The 16,273-nt window shown below is 71.1% G+C and carries 16 protein-coding genes; 8 read left to right on the top strand and 8 right to left on the bottom strand.

Annotation, left to right across the window (positions count from 1 at the left end; all coding sequences use genetic code 11):
• The first annotated feature begins 175 nt into the window (after positions 1–175).
• From FV227_RS01465 to FV227_RS01450, 4 genes are all read left to right on the top strand, one after another.
• The gene (locus tag FV227_RS01465) at positions 176–1,576 is read left to right on the top strand and encodes a pitrilysin family protein (protein WP_147841090.1); all 1,401 of its coding nucleotides are present in this window, start codon (positions 176–178) and stop codon (positions 1,574–1,576) included.
• A gap of 60 nt (positions 1,577–1,636) precedes the next feature.
• Positions 1,637–2,935: a pitrilysin family protein gene (locus tag FV227_RS01460; RefSeq protein WP_147726274.1), complete on the top strand. Its 1,299-nt coding sequence runs from the start codon at positions 1,637–1,639 to the stop codon at positions 2,933–2,935.
• Between the two features lie 104 nt (positions 2,936–3,039).
• The gene (locus FV227_RS01455) at positions 3,040–3,972 is read left to right on the top strand and encodes a ring-cleaving dioxygenase (RefSeq protein ID WP_147726279.1); all 933 of its coding nucleotides are present in this window, start codon (positions 3,040–3,042) and stop codon (positions 3,970–3,972) included.
• 137 nt (positions 3,973–4,109) lie between these two features.
• Positions 4,110–4,883 (top strand): ferredoxin--NADP reductase, encoded by a 774-nt coding sequence (locus FV227_RS01450; RefSeq protein WP_147726273.1) that lies wholly within the window; start codon positions 4,110–4,112, stop codon positions 4,881–4,883.
• Positions 4,884–5,084: 201 nt separating this feature from the next.
• Here FV227_RS01450 and FV227_RS01445 read toward each other — a convergent pair whose 3' ends face one another.
• A complete protein-coding gene (locus tag FV227_RS01445; protein ID WP_246686349.1) occupies positions 5,085–8,021 on the bottom strand; it encodes a response regulator in 2,937 nt (978 codons plus the stop codon).
• A gap of 189 nt (positions 8,022–8,210) precedes the next feature.
• Entirely contained in the window at positions 8,211–9,440 is a 1,230-nt protein-coding gene (zapE, locus tag FV227_RS01440; protein ID WP_147726272.1) for a cell division protein ZapE, read from the bottom strand.
• A 286-nt stretch (positions 9,441–9,726) separates the two neighbouring features.
• Here zapE and FV227_RS01435 point away from each other — a divergent pair, with 286 nt between their 5' ends.
• Positions 9,727–10,317 (top strand): GNAT family N-acetyltransferase, encoded by a 591-nt coding sequence (locus FV227_RS01435; RefSeq protein ID WP_147726271.1) that lies wholly within the window; start codon positions 9,727–9,729, stop codon positions 10,315–10,317.
• An 18-nt stretch (positions 10,318–10,335) separates the two neighbouring features.
• Here the strand turns inward: FV227_RS01435 and FV227_RS01430 are convergent, their stop codons facing one another.
• Both FV227_RS01430 and FV227_RS01425 read right to left on the bottom strand, forming a co-directional pair.
• Positions 10,336–11,067, bottom strand: a complete 732-nt coding sequence (locus FV227_RS01430) for a ComF family protein (RefSeq protein ID WP_147726277.1) — start codon at positions 11,065–11,067, stop codon at positions 10,336–10,338.
• A gap of 111 nt (positions 11,068–11,178) precedes the next feature.
• Positions 11,179–11,403, bottom strand: a complete 225-nt coding sequence (locus FV227_RS01425; protein ID WP_147726270.1) for a hypothetical protein — start codon at positions 11,401–11,403, stop codon at positions 11,179–11,181.
• 166 nt (positions 11,404–11,569) lie between these two features.
• On the opposite strand from FV227_RS01425, the gene FV227_RS01420 reads away from it, so the two are divergent.
• Positions 11,570–12,469, top strand: a complete 900-nt coding sequence (locus tag FV227_RS01420) for a methyltransferase domain-containing protein (protein WP_147726269.1) — start codon at positions 11,570–11,572, stop codon at positions 12,467–12,469.
• Positions 12,466–12,825, top strand: a complete 360-nt coding sequence (locus FV227_RS01415) for a DUF427 domain-containing protein (protein WP_147858154.1) — start codon at positions 12,466–12,468, stop codon at positions 12,823–12,825. The genes FV227_RS01420 and FV227_RS01415 overlap by 4 nt, the downstream gene beginning before the upstream one ends.
• Positions 12,826–12,832: 7 nt before the next feature.
• Here FV227_RS01415 and FV227_RS01410 read toward each other — a convergent pair whose 3' ends face one another.
• The 3 genes from FV227_RS01410 to FV227_RS01400 form a co-directional block, all read right to left on the bottom strand.
• Complete coding sequence (locus FV227_RS01410) at positions 12,833–14,368, bottom strand: DUF6880 family protein (RefSeq protein ID WP_246686348.1); 1,536 nt, start codon at positions 14,366–14,368, stop codon at positions 12,833–12,835.
• 24 nt (positions 14,369–14,392) lie between these two features.
• Positions 14,393–14,632 (bottom strand): DUF2188 domain-containing protein, encoded by a 240-nt coding sequence (locus FV227_RS01405; protein ID WP_147726267.1) that lies wholly within the window; start codon positions 14,630–14,632, stop codon positions 14,393–14,395.
• Positions 14,633–14,709: 77 nt separating this feature from the next.
• Positions 14,710–14,937, bottom strand: a complete 228-nt coding sequence (locus tag FV227_RS01400) for a hypothetical protein (protein ID WP_147726266.1) — start codon at positions 14,935–14,937, stop codon at positions 14,710–14,712.
• A 68-nt stretch (positions 14,938–15,005) separates the two neighbouring features.
• Between FV227_RS01400 and FV227_RS01395 the strand changes: the two genes are divergently transcribed.
• Positions 15,006–15,254, top strand: a complete 249-nt coding sequence (locus FV227_RS01395) for a hypothetical protein (protein ID WP_147858153.1) — start codon at positions 15,006–15,008, stop codon at positions 15,252–15,254.
• A gap of 96 nt (positions 15,255–15,350) precedes the next feature.
• Here the strand turns inward: FV227_RS01395 and fabI are convergent, their stop codons facing one another.
• Positions 15,351–16,181 carry an enoyl-ACP reductase FabI gene (fabI, locus tag FV227_RS01390; protein ID WP_147727716.1) on the bottom strand — a complete coding sequence of 277 codons (831 nt, stop codon included), beginning with the start codon at positions 16,179–16,181 and terminating at the stop codon, positions 15,351–15,353.
• Between the last annotated feature and the right edge of the window lie 92 nt (positions 16,182–16,273).

Below are 16,273 nucleotides of genomic sequence, written 5' to 3'. Positions count from 1 at the left end.
GCGGATGTGACACACGGCGCGTCTCGGTTCCGCACGGGACCGGGACTGGCAAATCCGGTACGGGACTTGCCAATTTAGATACGGGACGTGCCATTTAAGACGATGCCGGCGCGCTCGGAGCCCCGCATCGAACCAGAAACGGACGGTCCCTCGGGGCCGCACGAGGGAAGACGGAATGCATCTGCTCAGGAAGGCGACGCCCACCCTGTTCCCGGCCGGCGGCCGTTTCGCGAATGCGGGACGCGCCGAGGCGGCGCCGTTCGGGCGCTCGGAAGCCGGCGGGCCGGAGGTGTCGGCCTTCACCCTCGACAACGGCCTTGACGTGGTGGTGGTGCCCGATCACCGCGCGCCCGTCGTCACCCACATGATCTGGTATCGCAACGGCTCGGCCGACGATCCGCTCGGCCAGTCGGGCATCGCCCACTTCCTCGAGCACCTGATGTTCAAGGGCACCGAGAAGCACCCGGTCGGCGCCTTCTCCAAGGCCGTCTCCGGCCTCGGCGGCCAGGAGAACGCCTTCACCTCCTACGACTACACCGCCTATTTCCAGCGCGTCGCCCGCGACAACCTCGACACGATGATGGCGTTCGAGGCCGACCGCATGACAGGCCTCGTCCTCGACGACGCGGTGGTGGCGCCGGAGCGCGACGTGGTGCTCGAGGAGCGCCGCATGCGGGTCGAGACCGACCCGTCGGCCCAGCTCTCGGAGGCGATGGCCGCCTCGCTCTTCGTGCACCATCCCTACGGCATCCCGATCATCGGCTGGATGCACGAGATCGAGGAGCTGAACCGCGGCCACGCCCTCGACTACTACAAGCGCTTCTACACCCCCGAGAACGCGATCCTGGTGGTCGCCGGCGACGTGACGCCCGACGAGGTTCGGCGCCTGGCCGAGGCGACCTACGGGCGCGTCGCGCCGCAGGGCGCCCGCCCGATCCGCGTCCGAGCCCGCGAGCCGGAGCCGAAGGCGCTGCGCCGCCTCGCGGTGGCCGATCCGAAGGTCGAGCAGCCGACGCTGCAGCGGCTCTATCTCACCCCGTCCTGCATCACCGCCCGCGACGGCGGCTGCCACGATCTCGAGCTGCTCGCCGAGGTGCTCGGCGGCGGCTCGACCTCCTATCTCTACCGCAAGCTGGTGATGGAGAGCGGCCTCGCGGTCAACGCGGGCGCCTGGTACATGGGCTCGGCGATCGACGACACCCGCTTCTCCGTCTACGCGGTGCCCGCCGAGGGCGTCAGCCTGGAGAAGCTGGAGGCCGAGGTCGACCGCGTGCTGCGGCGCGTGCCGTCGGATGCGCTGAACGCCGAGGCGATCGAGCGGGCCAAGACCCGCCTCGTGGCCGAGACGGTGTATTCCTCCGACAGCCAGTCCTCGCTCGCCCGCATCTACGGTTCCGCGCTCGCCATCGGCGAGACCATCGAGGAAGTGCGGCGCTGGCCGTCCGACATCGAGGGCGTCACCCGGGAGCGCCTGGCCGAGGCGAGCGAGCGCTGGCTGACGCCGTCGCGCTCGGTCACCGGCTACCTCGTCAAGTCCAGCGACCCGGACGCACCGATGGCCATCGCCGCCGAGTAGGGACGTTCGGCCTGCGGCGCCCGGCGCCGCACCCAGACATCAAGAACAACGAGGTCGTCCATGAACTTCGCCGACACCGACCTGGCCGAGACCCCGGTCCGCTCCAAGGCGAGTCCGGCCAAGGCGCTGCCGATCCAGACCGCCGCCGGCATCGAGGCGTGGCACGTCGAATCGCCGGTGGTGCCGATGATCGCCCTGGCCTTCACCTTCGAGGGCGGCGCGGCGCAGGACCCCGAGGGCAAGTCGGGCTGCGCCCAGATGCTGGCACGCCTCCTCGACGAGGGCGCGGGCGATCTCGGCTCCGACGCCTTCCAGGAGCGGCTCGCGGCGCGCGCCATCGAGCTGTCGTTCCATGCCGGCCCCGACGCGATCGGCGGCTCGCTGAAGATGCTGGTCAAGCACGCCGACGAGGCGATCGAGCTGCTGGCCCTGGCGCTCGCAAAGCCGCGCTTCGACGCCGACGCGATCGAGCGGGTCCGCGGCCAGGTGATCGCCGGCCTGCGCTACCAGCAGAACGATCCGGGCGTGATGGCCTCGCGCCGCTTCTTCGCCGAAGCGTTCGCCGGGCACGCCTACGGACGCCCGTCCTCGGGCACGATCGAGGCGGTCTCGGCGATCACCCGCGACGACCTCGTGGCGATGCATGCCCGGCTGCTCGGTCGCGGCGCGGTGAAGGTCGCAGCCGTCGGCGCGATCGGCGCCGAGCAGCTCGCCGCGAGCCTCGACCGCGCCTTCGGTGCGCTGCCCGAGGCCGGCGGCCTGCGCGCGATCGAGCGGACCACGGTGGGCGACCTCGGCAAGCGCGTCGTCGTCGATCTCGACGTGCCGCAATCGGTGATCCGCTTCGGCATGGCTGGCGTCGCTTGGCGCGACCCCGACTTCATTCCCGCCTACGTGCTCAACCACATCCTCGGCGGCGGCGCCTTCACCTCACGGCTGTTCCAAGAGGTCCGCGAGAAGCGCGGCCTCGCCTACTCGGTCGGGACCTCGCTGGTCAGCCACCGCTCGGCGGCGATGACCTGGGGCTACACCGCGACCAAGAACGAGCGCGTCGGCGAGGCGCTGTCGGTCATCGGCGACGAGATCAACCGCCTGATCGCCGACGGCCCGGACGACGAGGAGTTGCAGAAGGCCAAGGACTACCTGACCGGCTCCTACGCACTCGGCTTCGACACCTCGACCAAGATCGCCCACCAGCTGGTGCAGATCGCGTTCGAAGGCCTCGGGATGGACTACATCGAGCGCCGCAACGCCCTGGTATCCTCGGTCACGCAGGACGACATCCGCCGCGCCGGCGCGCGGACCTTCGCCGACGGCCGGATGCTGGTCGTCGCCGCGGGGCGGCCGGTCGGCCTCTGACACAGGCTCGATGACCCCCGTCGTGGGGACTGTTCCATCTCTTCGCGGTGCCGCACGTTCTTTCGCCGGACCGGCGACCGCTTCGACGGAAGATGCTCTCGCCGATGCAGCTCACCGGGATCCACCATCTCACCGCCATCACCGCGCGGGCCGCGGAGAACCACGCGTTCTACACCCGCGTGCTCGGCCTGCGGCTCGTCAAGAAGACGGTGAACCAGGACGACGTCTCGGCCTACCACCTGTTCTACGCCGACGGGCTGGCCTCGCCCGGCACCGACGTGACCTTCTTCGACTGGCCGGCGCCGCCCGAGCGGCGCGGGACGAACAGCATCACCCGCACGCACCTGCGCGTCGCCGGCCCGGCGGCGATCGACGCTTGGCGCGAGCGCCTCGCGCGGGAGGGCGTGGCCCACTCCGAGCCGGTCGAGCGCGACGGACGCCTGACCCTGGATTTCGAGGATCCGGAAGGCCAGCGCCTGAGCCTCGTCGACGACGGCGGCGCGGGCGATGCGCACCCCTGGGCCGGCAGCCCGGTGATGCCCGAGCATCAGATCCGCGGGCTCGGCCCGATCCGCCTCGCCGTCGCTCAGCCGGAGCGGACCGGCTCGGTGCTCGTGGACGTCCTCGGGATGCGGCATGACCGCAGCTTCGAGGCGCCTGAGGGAACGGTCCACGTCTTCGCCATGGGGGAGGGCGGGTCGGCCGCCGAGGTGCAGCTCGTCGGCGACGCCTCCGCCCCCGCCCGCCAGGGCGCCGGCGCGGTGCACCACGTCGCCTTCCGCATCCCCGATGCGGATTACGCAGCCTGGGCCGACCGGCTCCAGGTGCGGCGGATGCCGTCGAGCGGTCCGGTCGACCGCTACTACTTCCGTAGCCTGTATTTCCGCGAGCCGAACGGCATCCTGTTCGAGATCGCCACCGACGGCCCCGGCTTCACCGCCGACGAGCCGCTCGACCGGCTCGGTCAGGGCCTCGCCCTGCCGCCGTTCCTCGAGCCGCGGCGCGCCGAGATCGAGGCCGGGCTGAAGCCGCTCTAGGTCGGATCGCCGCGGGTATTAAGAGCGATTCCAATCAGTTGCGGTTGCATAGCTGTGTGTCGTCGGCGCGTCTTGACCTGCGTTCCGCAACTGCGAAAAGACCGCCAAACCCATCGGGATTCGGGACACCTCAGTCGATGAGCAAGTTCTACGAGGAGCGCGTTCTGTCGGTCCACCACTGGACCGACACGCTCTTCTCCTTCCGCACGACCCGCGATCCGGCCTTCCGCTTCCGGAACGGCGAGTTCACGATGATCGGCATCGAGGTCGAAGGCCGGCCGCTGCTGCGCGCCTACAGCGTCGTCTCGGCCAACTACGAGGAGGAGCTGGAATTCTTCTCGATCAAGGTCGAGGCCGGCCCGCTCACCTCGAAGCTGCAGCACCTCAAGGTCGGCGACCCGATCATCGTCGGCAAGAAGCCCACCGGCACGCTGGTGCTCGACAACCTGCTTCCGGGCAAGAACCTCTACCTCCTCGGTACCGGCACCGGGCTCGCGCCCTTCATGTCGATCATCAAGGACCCGGAGACCTACGAGCGCTTCGAGAAGGTCGTGCTCGTCCACGGCTGCCGGCAGGTGCAGGAGCTCGCCTACGGCGAGACCATCACCGAGAGCCTGCCGAAGCACGAGTTCCTCGGCGAGATGATCAGCGCGCAGCTGATCTACTACCCGACCGTGACCCGCGAGCCGTTCCGCAACCGCGGCCGCATCACCGACCTGATGACCTCGGGCAAGCTGTTCGAGGATATCGGCCTGCCGAACATGTCGGTCGAGAACGACCGCTTCATGCTCTGCGGCAGCCCCGACATGATCCGCGACACCCGCGAGCTGCTGACCAACGGCGGCTACGAGGAGGGCAACCACGGCGAGGCCGGTCACTACGTGATCGAGAAGGCCTTCGTCGAGAAGTAGGGTCTTCCGGGACCCGCCGAGAACCACCGTCGTCGTCCCGGGTCGGCGCAGCGGGGCCCGGGATCCAGAACCGCCGAGGGCGCAAGTTGGAGCAGGACCTGCGGTTCCGGAGCGCGGGTTCGCCTTCGGCGCCCCGGGATGACGGGGAGGGCATGGCCACCGTGATCGCTCGCGCGATCGTTTCGGGCAGATGCGCCCTTCTCAATCCCGCGCCGGAATCCCCACCAGACCCCGCACCTCCTGAGCCAGGTCCGACAGGCTGACCGAGCCCTTGCTGATCACCCGGTCCGCCTGCCCGGCGAGCCGGCGTCGGTCCTCGGCCGTGATGTCCTTGGCGGTGAGCACCACCACGGGGATGTCGCGCCACTCCGCCCGCGTCCGCAGGGCGCGCAGGAAGCCGAAGCCGTCCATCTCCGGCATCATCAGGTCGAGGAGAACGAGGGCGGGCTTCTCCCGCGCCACCTCCTCCAGCGCGATTTTGCCGTGCTCGGCCGAGCGCACCGGAAAGCCCTCGCGTTCTAGGAAGGTCGTCACGCGCTCGCGGGCGTCGGGATCGTCCTCGACGACGAGGATCGGTCCCTCGGCATTGCCGGGACGGAACCGGTCGGTGACGGCCTTGAGGTGCCCCCACTCGATCGGCTTGTGCAGGTAGTCGGTGGCGCCGAGCGAGAAGGCGAGGTTCTGCTCGTCGAGCACCGTCACCATGATGATCGGCGTCGCGCCGAGCTCGGGGTCGGCCCGGAGCGCGCGCAGCACCGACCAGCCGTCCATCCGCGGCATGGTCACGTCGAGGAGGATCGCGCGGGGACGCAGGGCCCTGGCCCGTTCCAGGCCCTGGCGTCCGTCCTCCGCCGTGGAGACGACGAAGCCTTCCTTCTCGAGGAAGCGCGCGAGCAGGTCGCGCGTCGCCGCATCGTCGTCGATGACGAGGATGCGGTTTCCCACCGCCGTATCCTCCCCGTGTGCCGCTCCGGCGTCGGGGCCGGAGAACTGCGCCGGCAGGATCAGCGTGAAGGTGCTGCCTGCGCCCTCCCGGCTCGCGACCTCGACGGTGCCGCCCAGCAGCTCGGCGAAGGCGCGGGTGATCGAGAGGCCGAGCCCGGTGCCGCCGAAGCGTCGGGTCGTGGAGGCGTCGGCCTGGGTGAAGCGCTCGAACAGCCGCCCGACCTGCTCGTCGGTCATCCCGATCCCGGTATCGCTGACCGCGAAGCAGAGCCTGGCCTCCGCATCGCGCGTCACGGCGAGGCCGATGCGACCGTTCTCGGTGAACTTCGCCGCGTTGCTCAGAAGGTTGATCAGGCACTGGCGCAGCTTGGTCACGTCGGTATGCGCCGTGCCGACGTCCTCGGCGATCGTCAGGTCGAGAGCGTTCTCCTTCTTGGCGATCAGACCCTCGACCGTGGCGGCGACCTCGGCCACGACCTCGGCGACGGAGAAGTCCTCGGCGTAGATCTCCACGCGCTCGGCCTCGATCTTCGACAGGTCGAGGACGTCGTTGATCAGCCCGAGAAGGTGGCGGGCGTTCGACTCGATCTTCTTCATGTCGGCGATCAGCGAGGGCTCGCCGAGGTCTTCCAGCTCCTCCTGCAGCATCTCGGAATAGCCGATCACCGCGGAAAGCGGCGTGCGCAGCTCGTGGCTCATGTTAGCCAGGAACTGGCTCTTGGCGCGGTTGGCGTCCTCCGCCGCCTGACGAGCCGCCTCGACGGCGGCCTCGGCCGCCTTGCGCTCGGTGATGTCGGTATGCGTGCCGACCCATTCCCGCAGGCGCCCGTCCTCGGCGAGGATCGGCACGGCGCGCACCGCCATGTGGCGGTACTCGCCGTCGGCCCGGCGCAGGCGGTGCTCGGTCTCGTAGGGCTGCAGTGTCGAGACCGCCACGGTCCAGGCCTCGGCCGTATGCCCCCGGTCGTCCACGTGGATCGCGTCGAGGAAGCCCTCGCCGCCATAGGCCGCGTCGTCCTGGCCGGTGAAGCGCGTCCAGGAGGCCTGCCGCGGGTGCAGGGTACCCTCGGCCGTCGCGGTCCAGACGATCGACGCGCTCGCTTCGATCAGCGAGCGGAAGCGCTCCTCGCTGCGGCGCATGCGCTCCTCGACCATCCAGCGCAGGGTCTCGTCGAGAACGACGATGCCGACGCCCTCGATCGCCGGCTCGACCTCAGAGGAGGTGCCGCGGAGGGGATAGAAGCTCATTGAGAAGCGGCGCACGCCGCCGGGTGCCGAGGGCGTCGGGACGGCGACCGGCACGTCGGGCGTCACCAGCCCTTCGTGGAGGGCCGCGGCGAGCTTCGGACCCAGGGCGTCGGCGAGGGTCGGCAGCATCGCCCAGATCGGGGCGCCGAGGTCGGCGCCGAAGCCGCGCTCGCTCATCACCGCCAGTGCCCGGTTCATGTGGCGGATCTTGAGATCGCGGTCGAGGAAGCCGAGGCCGACGGGGGCATTGGCGAGCACCCCGTCAAGCAGGCCCGACATCCGCATCGCCTCCCGGCGGCGGACGAGGGCGAGGCGGGCGAGGAGCACGATCGCCACGACCGCGCAGACCGCCGTGAGGATCGACAGCAGCAGGGAACGCGCTGCGTCGCGGCTGCGATCGGCCTCCATTCGCCGGGCGATCGAGGCCTGCAATCCGGCGGTCTCGGCGCGGATCGCGTCCATCTGCTGCTTGCCGACGCCGGTGCGGACGATCTCGGTCGCCGCATCGAAGCTCACGTCCCGCCGCGCGGCGACGACCCGGGCCGCGAAGTCGCGCTTGTCCGCGATGAGAGCGGCAAGGGACGTCCCGCCCTGGCGCAGCGGCACCTGGGCGAGGCTGCCGAGCCCGGTGAGACCGGTGTCGATCGCGCCGAGCGCCTTCTGGTAGGGCTCGAGGTAGACGTCGCCGCCGACGAGGACGTAGCCGCGCTCGCCGGTCTCGAGGTCCTTCACCGCCGAGAGCAGCCGCTCGAGCCCTGAGATCCGGGTGTTTCCGGCCGCGACCGCCGCGCGGCTCGCCTCGCCGCCGACGTAGTTCCAGCCACCCGCCACCAGGGCGACGATCAGGAGGCCGAAGGCGACCGGCGAGCCGAGCAGCCCGGCGAAGGGCCGTGCGCGGCGCCAGTTCGACCGACGCAGGAACGAGATCGATCGGGGGCTCACCACGCGACGACCATCCCGAACCCGCCCCGCATCGCAGCACCACCCGCGGCGAGCGGGTGTTTCGTATCGGTGATCATCTCGGGCGCCTCGGATCGGCCCGGCGACGTGCCGAGGCGACCTGCGCAGACATAGACGGGACGGGGCGGTTGTCGAAGCCTTACCCGTCGAAGCTCGGGCGGCCGCGAAGCCGCATCAGGTCTCGACGAGGCCGGTCGTGGCGCCGGAGGCTTCCGAATCCGCCCGTCCATGCGGCAGGGCGAGGTATTCGGTCGATCGCATCTCGATCAGCCGGGACACGGTGCGGTCGAACTCGAAGGCCTCGCGGCCCTCGCGGACCGTGTAGAGGTCCTGCGCTTCCGCCGCGGCCGAGGCGACGAGCTTCACGTGGCGGTCGTACAGGGTGTCGATCAGGGTGATGAAGCGCTTGCACTCGTTGCGGTTCTGCTCGCCCATCACCGGGATGTCCTCGACGATCACCGTGTGGAAGGCCCGGGCGACCGCCATGTAGTCGGAGGCGCCGAGCGGCTGGGCGCAGAGGTCGGCGAAGGAGAACCGGGCGACGCCGGCCGCCTCCTGCGGCACCGGCACGGCGCGGCCGTGCACGGCGATCGTCGCCGACCGGCCCTTGGCCTTCCCGGTCAGCCCCTTGAACGCGGCATCGATCGCGGCCCGGGCCTCCGCGTCCGCGGGCACATGGTAGACCGGTGCGCCGCCGAGCTTCTCCAGGCGGAAATCCGTGCGCGAATCCAGGCGCAGCACCTCGACCCGGTCCTTCAGCTCCTCGACGAAGGGCAGGAACAGCGCGCGGTTGAGGCCGCCCTCGTAGAGGCGGTCCGGCTCGACGTTCGAGGTCGCGACCACCGTCACGCCGCGCCTGAACAGCGCACCGAACAGCCGGCCGAGGATCATCGCGTCGGCGATGTCGGTGACCGTGAACTCGTCGAAGCACAGCAGCGTCGCCTCGTCGGCGAGCGCGTCGGCGACGGGGCCGATCGGATCGTCGCCCTTCACCTCGCCGCGCTTCAGCGCCTGGCGGTAGGCGTGGATGCGCTCGTGCGCGTCGGCGAGGAAGCCGTGGAAGTGGACGCGGCGCTTCGGCCCGGGGGCGGCCTCGTGGAACAGGTCCATGAGCATGGTCTTGCCGCGCCCGACCGAGCCCCAGATGTAGAGGCCCTTCGGCGGCCCGACGCTGTCCTTCCGCGAGAACAGCCAGCCGAGCGCGCTGCCCTTCTTGGCGCGACGCCTCCGCTCGAGGTCGAGGACCAGGCGGTCGAGGGCGCGCACCAGCCGCGCCTGGGCCGGGTCGCGCTCGATCGCGCCGGAGGCGATCAGCGCCTCGTAGCGATCGTGGACGGGGCCGGGAGAAAGCGCACCGCTGCGCGCATCGGCGGAGGGCGCATGGCTCGGCGAGGTTGGGCTCACGGCTTCCGGCTCACGACCACGGGATCCTGCTCGGCATCCGCGCGGTGCTGCAACGCGGGACCCGTCCCAACCGTCTGCCGCGCGCGGGCGGGTCGATCAACCCCGCGTCGCACCGCGATGCAACAGAAGTGGTTCCATCCCCTGGGTGCATGTCAGCCCTGGCGACGCGACGCGACGACAGATTGTTGCATTGCACAATCGGCTTGGCGGTGCGAGATCCTGCCTGCCTCGAGGGAGGGCACGCCCGGATGCGCGCACCCAGCGCGCCGATACCGGAGACCTGCACATGGCATTGCCCGAGCCGAAACCGGCGGGACACACGATCCGACGCCTGCGCGCGAGCGACCGCGCGCAGATCCTCGCCTACTTCCTGCGCCTGGACCCCGAAACCCGCGCGAACCGGTTCATGGGAAGCGTCGGCGAGGCCGGGATCCGTGCCTATGCCGAGCGCGCCGTCACGGCCGACGGATTGATCTTCGGTGCCTTCGTGTCCGGCACCCTGCGCGGGGTCGCGGAGCTGCGACCGTCCGGCCCGGGTGCGACGCCGCTCGATCTCGGCAGGCAGGCCGAGGCGGCCTTCGCGGTGGAGCGCGCCTACCGGCGTCGCGGCATCGGCGGGGCGCTGTTCACGCGGATCACGGAAGCGGCGCGCAATCGTGGCGTCGGCGATTTGCACGTGCGGTGCTTGGCCATGAACGGACCGATGCGCCGCCTCGCGATCCGGCACGGCGCCGACCTGCAGGCCAGCGGGACGGAGGCCGAGGCCGCCGTGCACCTCGAACGGCCCACCCCGTTCTCGCTCTGGCACGAGAGCATCGCCGAGGCGTTCGACCTGACGATCGCGGCGCTTCAGTCGCGAAACCCGCCGCCCGCGTGAGAACGATCGCGCCCCCGCTCAACCGATCGGGTCGGCCACCAGGGCGAAGGTGAGCAGGTCGACCGAAGCGGCCCCGCCGCGCAGCAGGGCGCGGGCGGCGGCGTTGGCGGTCGCGCCGGTGGTGGTGACGTCGTCGACGAGGAGGACGCGCCGTCCCTGGATGCCGGCCCGATGCGCCGCCGGCACCCGGAAGGCGCCCTGAAGGTTCTCGGCACGCCCGGCGCGAGTCAGCCCGACCTGCGAGCGCGTCGCCTTCACCCGCGCCAGGGCCCGCGGCAAGAACGGCAGGCTGCCGGCCCGGGCGACCGGCCGCGCCAGCAGCGCCGCCTGGTTGAACCGCCGCCGCCACAGGCGCCAGCGATGCAGCGGCACCGGCACGACGCAGTCGGCCTCCGCGATCAGCGCCGCGCCGGACGCCGCCATCATCGCGGCCATCGCCTTGGCGAGGTCGAGGCGGTCCTGGTACTTCAGGCGATGGACGAGGCTGCGGGCGGTGTCGTTGTAGAGCGCCACGGCGCGGGCCCGCGCGAAGACCGGCGGCTCGCTGATCGCCCGCGGCGACAGCAGGGGACCGATTCCGAGATCGACGGCGAACGGGGTGCCGTACCGCGCGCAGCACGGCTCCTCGATGAAGCGCAGGCCGGCCCAGCAGGACGGGCAGAGCGCGCCGGGATCGGCGGTCGCCGCGCCGCAGCCGGCGCAGGACGGCGGGTAGACGAGACCGACCAGGGCGCGGGCGACGCGACCCAGAACGGCGAAAGGCCGCGCGCCCTTCGACGCACGGCCGATCTCGATGCTCGACGTCTCAGGCGCATGCACCGCCCGATCCGTCCGCCGCGTCGACGCGATCGGGAGCGCGCCTCAGCGCGTCGTCGGCGCGGTCTGATCGTTGCGGCGGGCCTCGGCATTCGCGCGATGGCGGCCTATGGCGCAGCCGGCCGCAGCGCCGACGAGCCCATGATGGCCGGCATAGTGCCCGGCGATCCCGCCGACGATGGCGCCCTTGATGCAACCCTTGGCATCGGCGGCCGAGCCGAAAGCGACGATCGAGAGGGCCAGCGCGGCCCCGGACAGGAAGCGGATCATGGGATGGGACTCCGGTACGCGGCCGAGCGGCCGATGGAACTGACCAGGAACGGCGACGCCCCGGTCCCGTTCCACCCTCTCAGAAGTGTGATCGTCGTCCGGCCCTCGCCACCCGTCGGTCGCGCCGCTGGCAAGACAGCGATCCGAGCGCCATGTGATGGGGCAGATGACAGCGCCTTCGCCCCTGTTCGACACCGTCCTCGCCCGCCGACGCTTGGCGCGGGCGCAGCGTGCGGGCTTTGCCGATTTCCTGATCGCCCGTGTCGCGGAGGATCTCGACGATCGCCTCGGCGCGGTGCTGCGTGACTTCACCCGAAGCCTCGATCTCGCGACGCCGACCGCGGCGGCCGCGCGCGTCCTGTCGGCGCGTTACCCCGACGCGACGGTCCTACGCCTCGCGCCGATCCTGGACCGGGCCGTGCCCGGCGTCCGGCAAGCGGTCGCCGACCCCGAGGCGCTGCCGGCCGCGCCCGAGGGTTTCGACCTCGCCGTGTCGCTGCTGGCGCTCCAGGGCGTCAACGATCTTCCCGGAACGCTGGTGCAGCTCCGCCGTTCGCTTCGCCCCGACGGGCTGTTCCTCGGCTGCCTGCTCGGCGGCGCCACCCTGAACGAGCTGCGGGCGAGCTTCGCCCAGGCCGAAAGCGAGGTCGAGGGCGGCGTCAGCCCGCGGGTCGCGCCGTTCGCCGAGGTGCGCGAGGCCGGCGCCCTGTTGCAGCGCGCCGGCTTCGCCCTGCCGGTCGCCGACACCGAGACCGTGACGGTGCGCTACGCAGACCCGTTTTCCCTGATGCGGGACCTGCGCGCCATGGGCCTGACCAACGCGCTGGTCGAGCGCCGCCGCACGCCCCTGCGGCGGGCGACGCTGATGCGGATGGCGGACATCTACGCGTCGCGCTTCGCCGACGCGGACGGGCGGCTTCGCGCCAGCTTCGAGATCCTGTGGCTCACCGGCTGGGCGCCGCATGCGAGCCAGCAGGTCCCGCTGAAGCCCGGCAGCGCGAAGGCACGGCTCGCCGACGCCCTCGGCACCATCGAGTTGAACCCGAGCGAGAGGATTCCGCGATGAAGCAACCTGGCCCCGACCATCCGATCACCATCACGCCGCATCCGGGCCGCGTCCGGGTGATGCTCGACGGCGTCGCCGTCGCCGAGAGCGAGCGGGTGCTTTCCCTCAAGGAAGCGTCGTACCCTCCGGTTCTCTACATTCCGCGCAGCGATGCCGACCTCTCGCGTTTCACGAAGTCGGCGCGGACCAGCCACTGCCCGTACAAGGGCGATGCGAGCTACTTCAGCCTCGCGGTCGGCGACGCATCGCGCCCCGACACGGTCTGGAGCTACGAGGCGCCGTTTCCGGCGGTCGCCGAGATCGCAGGGCATCTCGCCTTCTACCCGGACCGCGTCGACGCGATCGAGACGGTGTGATTCGGCCTCACGCCGGCACGAGCGACCAGAACCCGTGCTTGCGTCCATGCGCCGTCCGCAGGCCGGTACGGTAGGCCTCGGGCGAGGGATCGATCGATCCCGGCGCCAGGCGCGGCGCCATTCCGTCGAGGGCGGCGAGGTGGCGGGCGGCATAGGGGTAGGCGCTGCTGCGTCCGTCCCGGAGGATGTCGTCGATCATCCGGCGCAGCAGCAGCGTCGCCGCGGCCGGATGATCGAGCTCCAGCGCCTCCGCCGCCAGACCGAGCAGGCGATAGGCCTCGCTCCGCCACTCCGCGCGGCGATCGAAGACGAGGCGCGCCGCGCGGTCGAAGCTCGGCCACGCCACCAGGAAGGCCAGCGCGCGATGGGCATCGTCGTGCCGGGCGACGTGGTCGAGGGCGCGCTCCAGCACCTCCTCGTCCTCGAAATCCGGAAGCTTGGCGATGTGCCCGCGGAGCATGTCGGCGTCGAGCGTCGCTTCGAACCCCTGCCAGCGCAGAGCCTGAGCCTCCTCGCGTCGGTCGAGCGCATCGAGGATGCGGATCTCCAGCCCGATCCGCTCGCGGTCCGGGCCGTCGAGCGCCGCATCTCCGGTCGCGAGCATCGCGCGGGTGATCACGCCGCTCCGCGATGATTTCGGGCGGCGGATCCAATCCAGCGCCTCGGCGGCCCGCCCGGCCGCGAGCAGGCGCCCTGCGATCTCGGTCCCGTCGGGACGGCCGGGCATGATCGCTTGCTCGAGCGCGATGTAGGCCGCGACGTCGCCGCGCCGGTCGGCGATGTCCTGACGGACGCGCAGGATGTTCCCGTGGCGGAGATCGGCTCGCGAGGCCGCGGGCCCGTTCGGTGCATCCGCGGCCCGATGCTTCGTGTCCGCCGCCTCGGCGAGCTTCGCATCGAGCGAGGCGAGGGCGGCAGCGGGGAGGCGCGGGACCAGATCGCGGATCAGCACGCCGAACGGCCCGTAGGGGTCGGCGACGAAGCGCGGGATCAGCGTCAGCGCGAACCGCCCGGCCTCGTCCGGCTCGAGCTCTGCGGCAATCTCGACCACGGCATCCGAAGCGCGCTCGTAGATCGCCTGGATCGCGCCCGAACCGTCGTCCACGCGGTTAAGCACCGCGTCGGCGCCGCCGAGGAAGCGCACCAGGCGTTCGAGAGCCGCCATGCGATCGAGCGGCGCGAGCTCGGTGAGGATCACCGTGACCATCGCGCCGAGATCCGTGGTGAACGCCCGGCGCTTCTGCCAGTCGATGAAGCCGCGGGCGCCCTCCAGGGCGGTCAGCCGCCGGTCGACGATCGCCGCGACCGCTTCCGGCCCCTGCAGGGAGGCGAGCGCCGCGCTCACGAGCTTCTTGAACGCGGCGTTGCGGGCAGTCTCGGCGAGGATCAGGCCGATGAGCCGATCGGGGGCGAGGGCGGCGAGCGTCTCACGGGACGGCGTCGTGCGGCGTGCACCCTTCGGCAGCTTCGCCAGAACCGGCACGACGTCCGGTTCCGGTTCGGTCTTCGGCTTCCGCGGCACCGAGGCCGCCTTGCGTGCCATCGTTCGACGCGGGACGGGTCTCGATCAGTCCGCGACCTTCGCGGTCGGGCGGTCGTCGCCGCGCGCGGTCTCGTCGTGCCACGCGCCGGCACCGTCCTGATAGCGGATGCCCTCGGTCGAGCCCGGCACCTGCTGCTCGGCCGCGGCGGCCTGTGCCGCCTGGAGGGCCTCGTCGCGGCTCGGAAAGGTCTCCGAGAAGACGTCGCCGACCTTGTAGGCGTATCCGCCATCATGCTCGACGACGTGATAGGTGACTTCGGACATCGAAAACTCCGGTCTTGAGAACAGGATCTGTCCAGCGCGAACACGGGGGCGACGCGCAGGTTCCGCCGGCCGGGCGATCAGTGCCTGGTCGGGACGCCCCACGGCAGCCGCTCGATCGCCGCCGCGCAACCGGCGATCAGCGAGCCGCGTGGGTCGTCCGCCGCGTAGCCCACGCCGTCGGCGAAGGCGACGACGTGCACCGCGCCGTCGCCTGTCCGGCGGATGCGGGCGACCCAGCCTTCGGGCGCACGCTCGAAGGTGACGTCGTAGGTCGTGCCGTCGCGCTCGATCCGATGCGGTTCCATGACGTTTTCCGTTCCCGCCCGCGCCGCCGCAGCCCTATCTGACGAGAGCCACAGGACGAAGGATATCGATGCCCTACCGCACAACGCTCGCCGCCGCGATCCTCGCGGCCGGTTCGCTTCCGGCCCTGGCGCAGGGCACGGGCTACGCCGGAAGCACGCTGGGGCTCACCGGATCGGGCGTCCCGTCGAATCCGTTCGCGTCGAACTACCCGTCCGCCCCGCCGCCGCGGGCGGTCATCGCGCGGCGCGAGCGCCGCGCGGTCCGCCGCCCCGTGCGCGAGCCCGGGTTGCTGCCCCCGGGCCGTATCCCGGAATGAGCGCGTGGCTCGCCGACGGCGTCGGAATCCACCTGATCCTGCTGCTGGCGAGCCTGGTGATCGGCCTGATCGCCGTGACGCGCTGACGAAGGCGTCTCAGGCGTCGCCGACGACGCCGGCCTCGTCCTGCGCCTGCAGCACGTCGGGCCGCGGCATCGAGATGATGTTGTAGCCGGAATCGACGAAGTGGATCTCGCCGGTGACGCCGCCGGAGAGGTCGGACAGCAGGTAGAGCGCCGAGCCGCCGACATCGTCGAGCGTCACGGTGCGCCGCAGCGGCGCATGTGCCCTCTGGTGGTTGAACATCAGGCGCGCGTCGGCGATTCCGGCGCCGGCCAGCGTCCGCATCGGCCCGGCCGACAGGGCGTTCACCCGAATGCCGTCCGGGCCGAGATCGGTGGCGAGGTAGCGCACGGACGCCTCGAGCGCGGCCTTGGCCACGCCCATCACGTTGTAATTCGGCATCACGCGGGTGGAGCCGCCGTAGGTCAGCGTCAGGAGCGAGCCGCCCTCGCGCATGCGCTTGGCCGCCCGCTGCGCGATCTCGGTGAACGAGAAGCACGAGATCGTCATGGTCCGCGAGAAGTTCTCGCGGGTGGTCACGTCGACGTAGCGACCCTTGAGCTGCGCCTTGTCGGAAAAGCCGATGGCGTGGACGACGAAATCGAGGGTGCCGTCGAAGCGCTCGTCCAGGGCCGCGAAGGTCGCGTCCACGGAGGCAAGGTCTTCCACGTCGCAGGGCAGGACGATATCGGAATCGAGCCGGGCGGCGAGCGGCGTGACGCGCTTGCCGAGGGCATCGCCCTGATAGGTGAAGGCAAGCTTCGCACCGTGCTGATGCAGGGTTCTGGCGATGCCCCAGCCGATCGAGTGGTCGTTGGCCACGCCCATGATCAGGCCGCGCTTGCCCGCCATCAAACCCGTCATCCGATCCGTCACTCCCGAGCGATGCGCCTCTTCGAGCGCAGTAGACAGGGACCGACGCTTAGGCGCGGGGGACGGCGCTGTCCAATCGGCAG

It is taken from the genome of Methylobacterium sp. WL119 (genome assembly GCF_008039875.1).
GTDB lineage: Bacteria > Pseudomonadota > Alphaproteobacteria > Rhizobiales > Beijerinckiaceae > Methylobacterium.
Note: the sequence above shows the minus strand (reverse complement) of the source record. Positions and strands in the feature narration are given on the sequence as shown.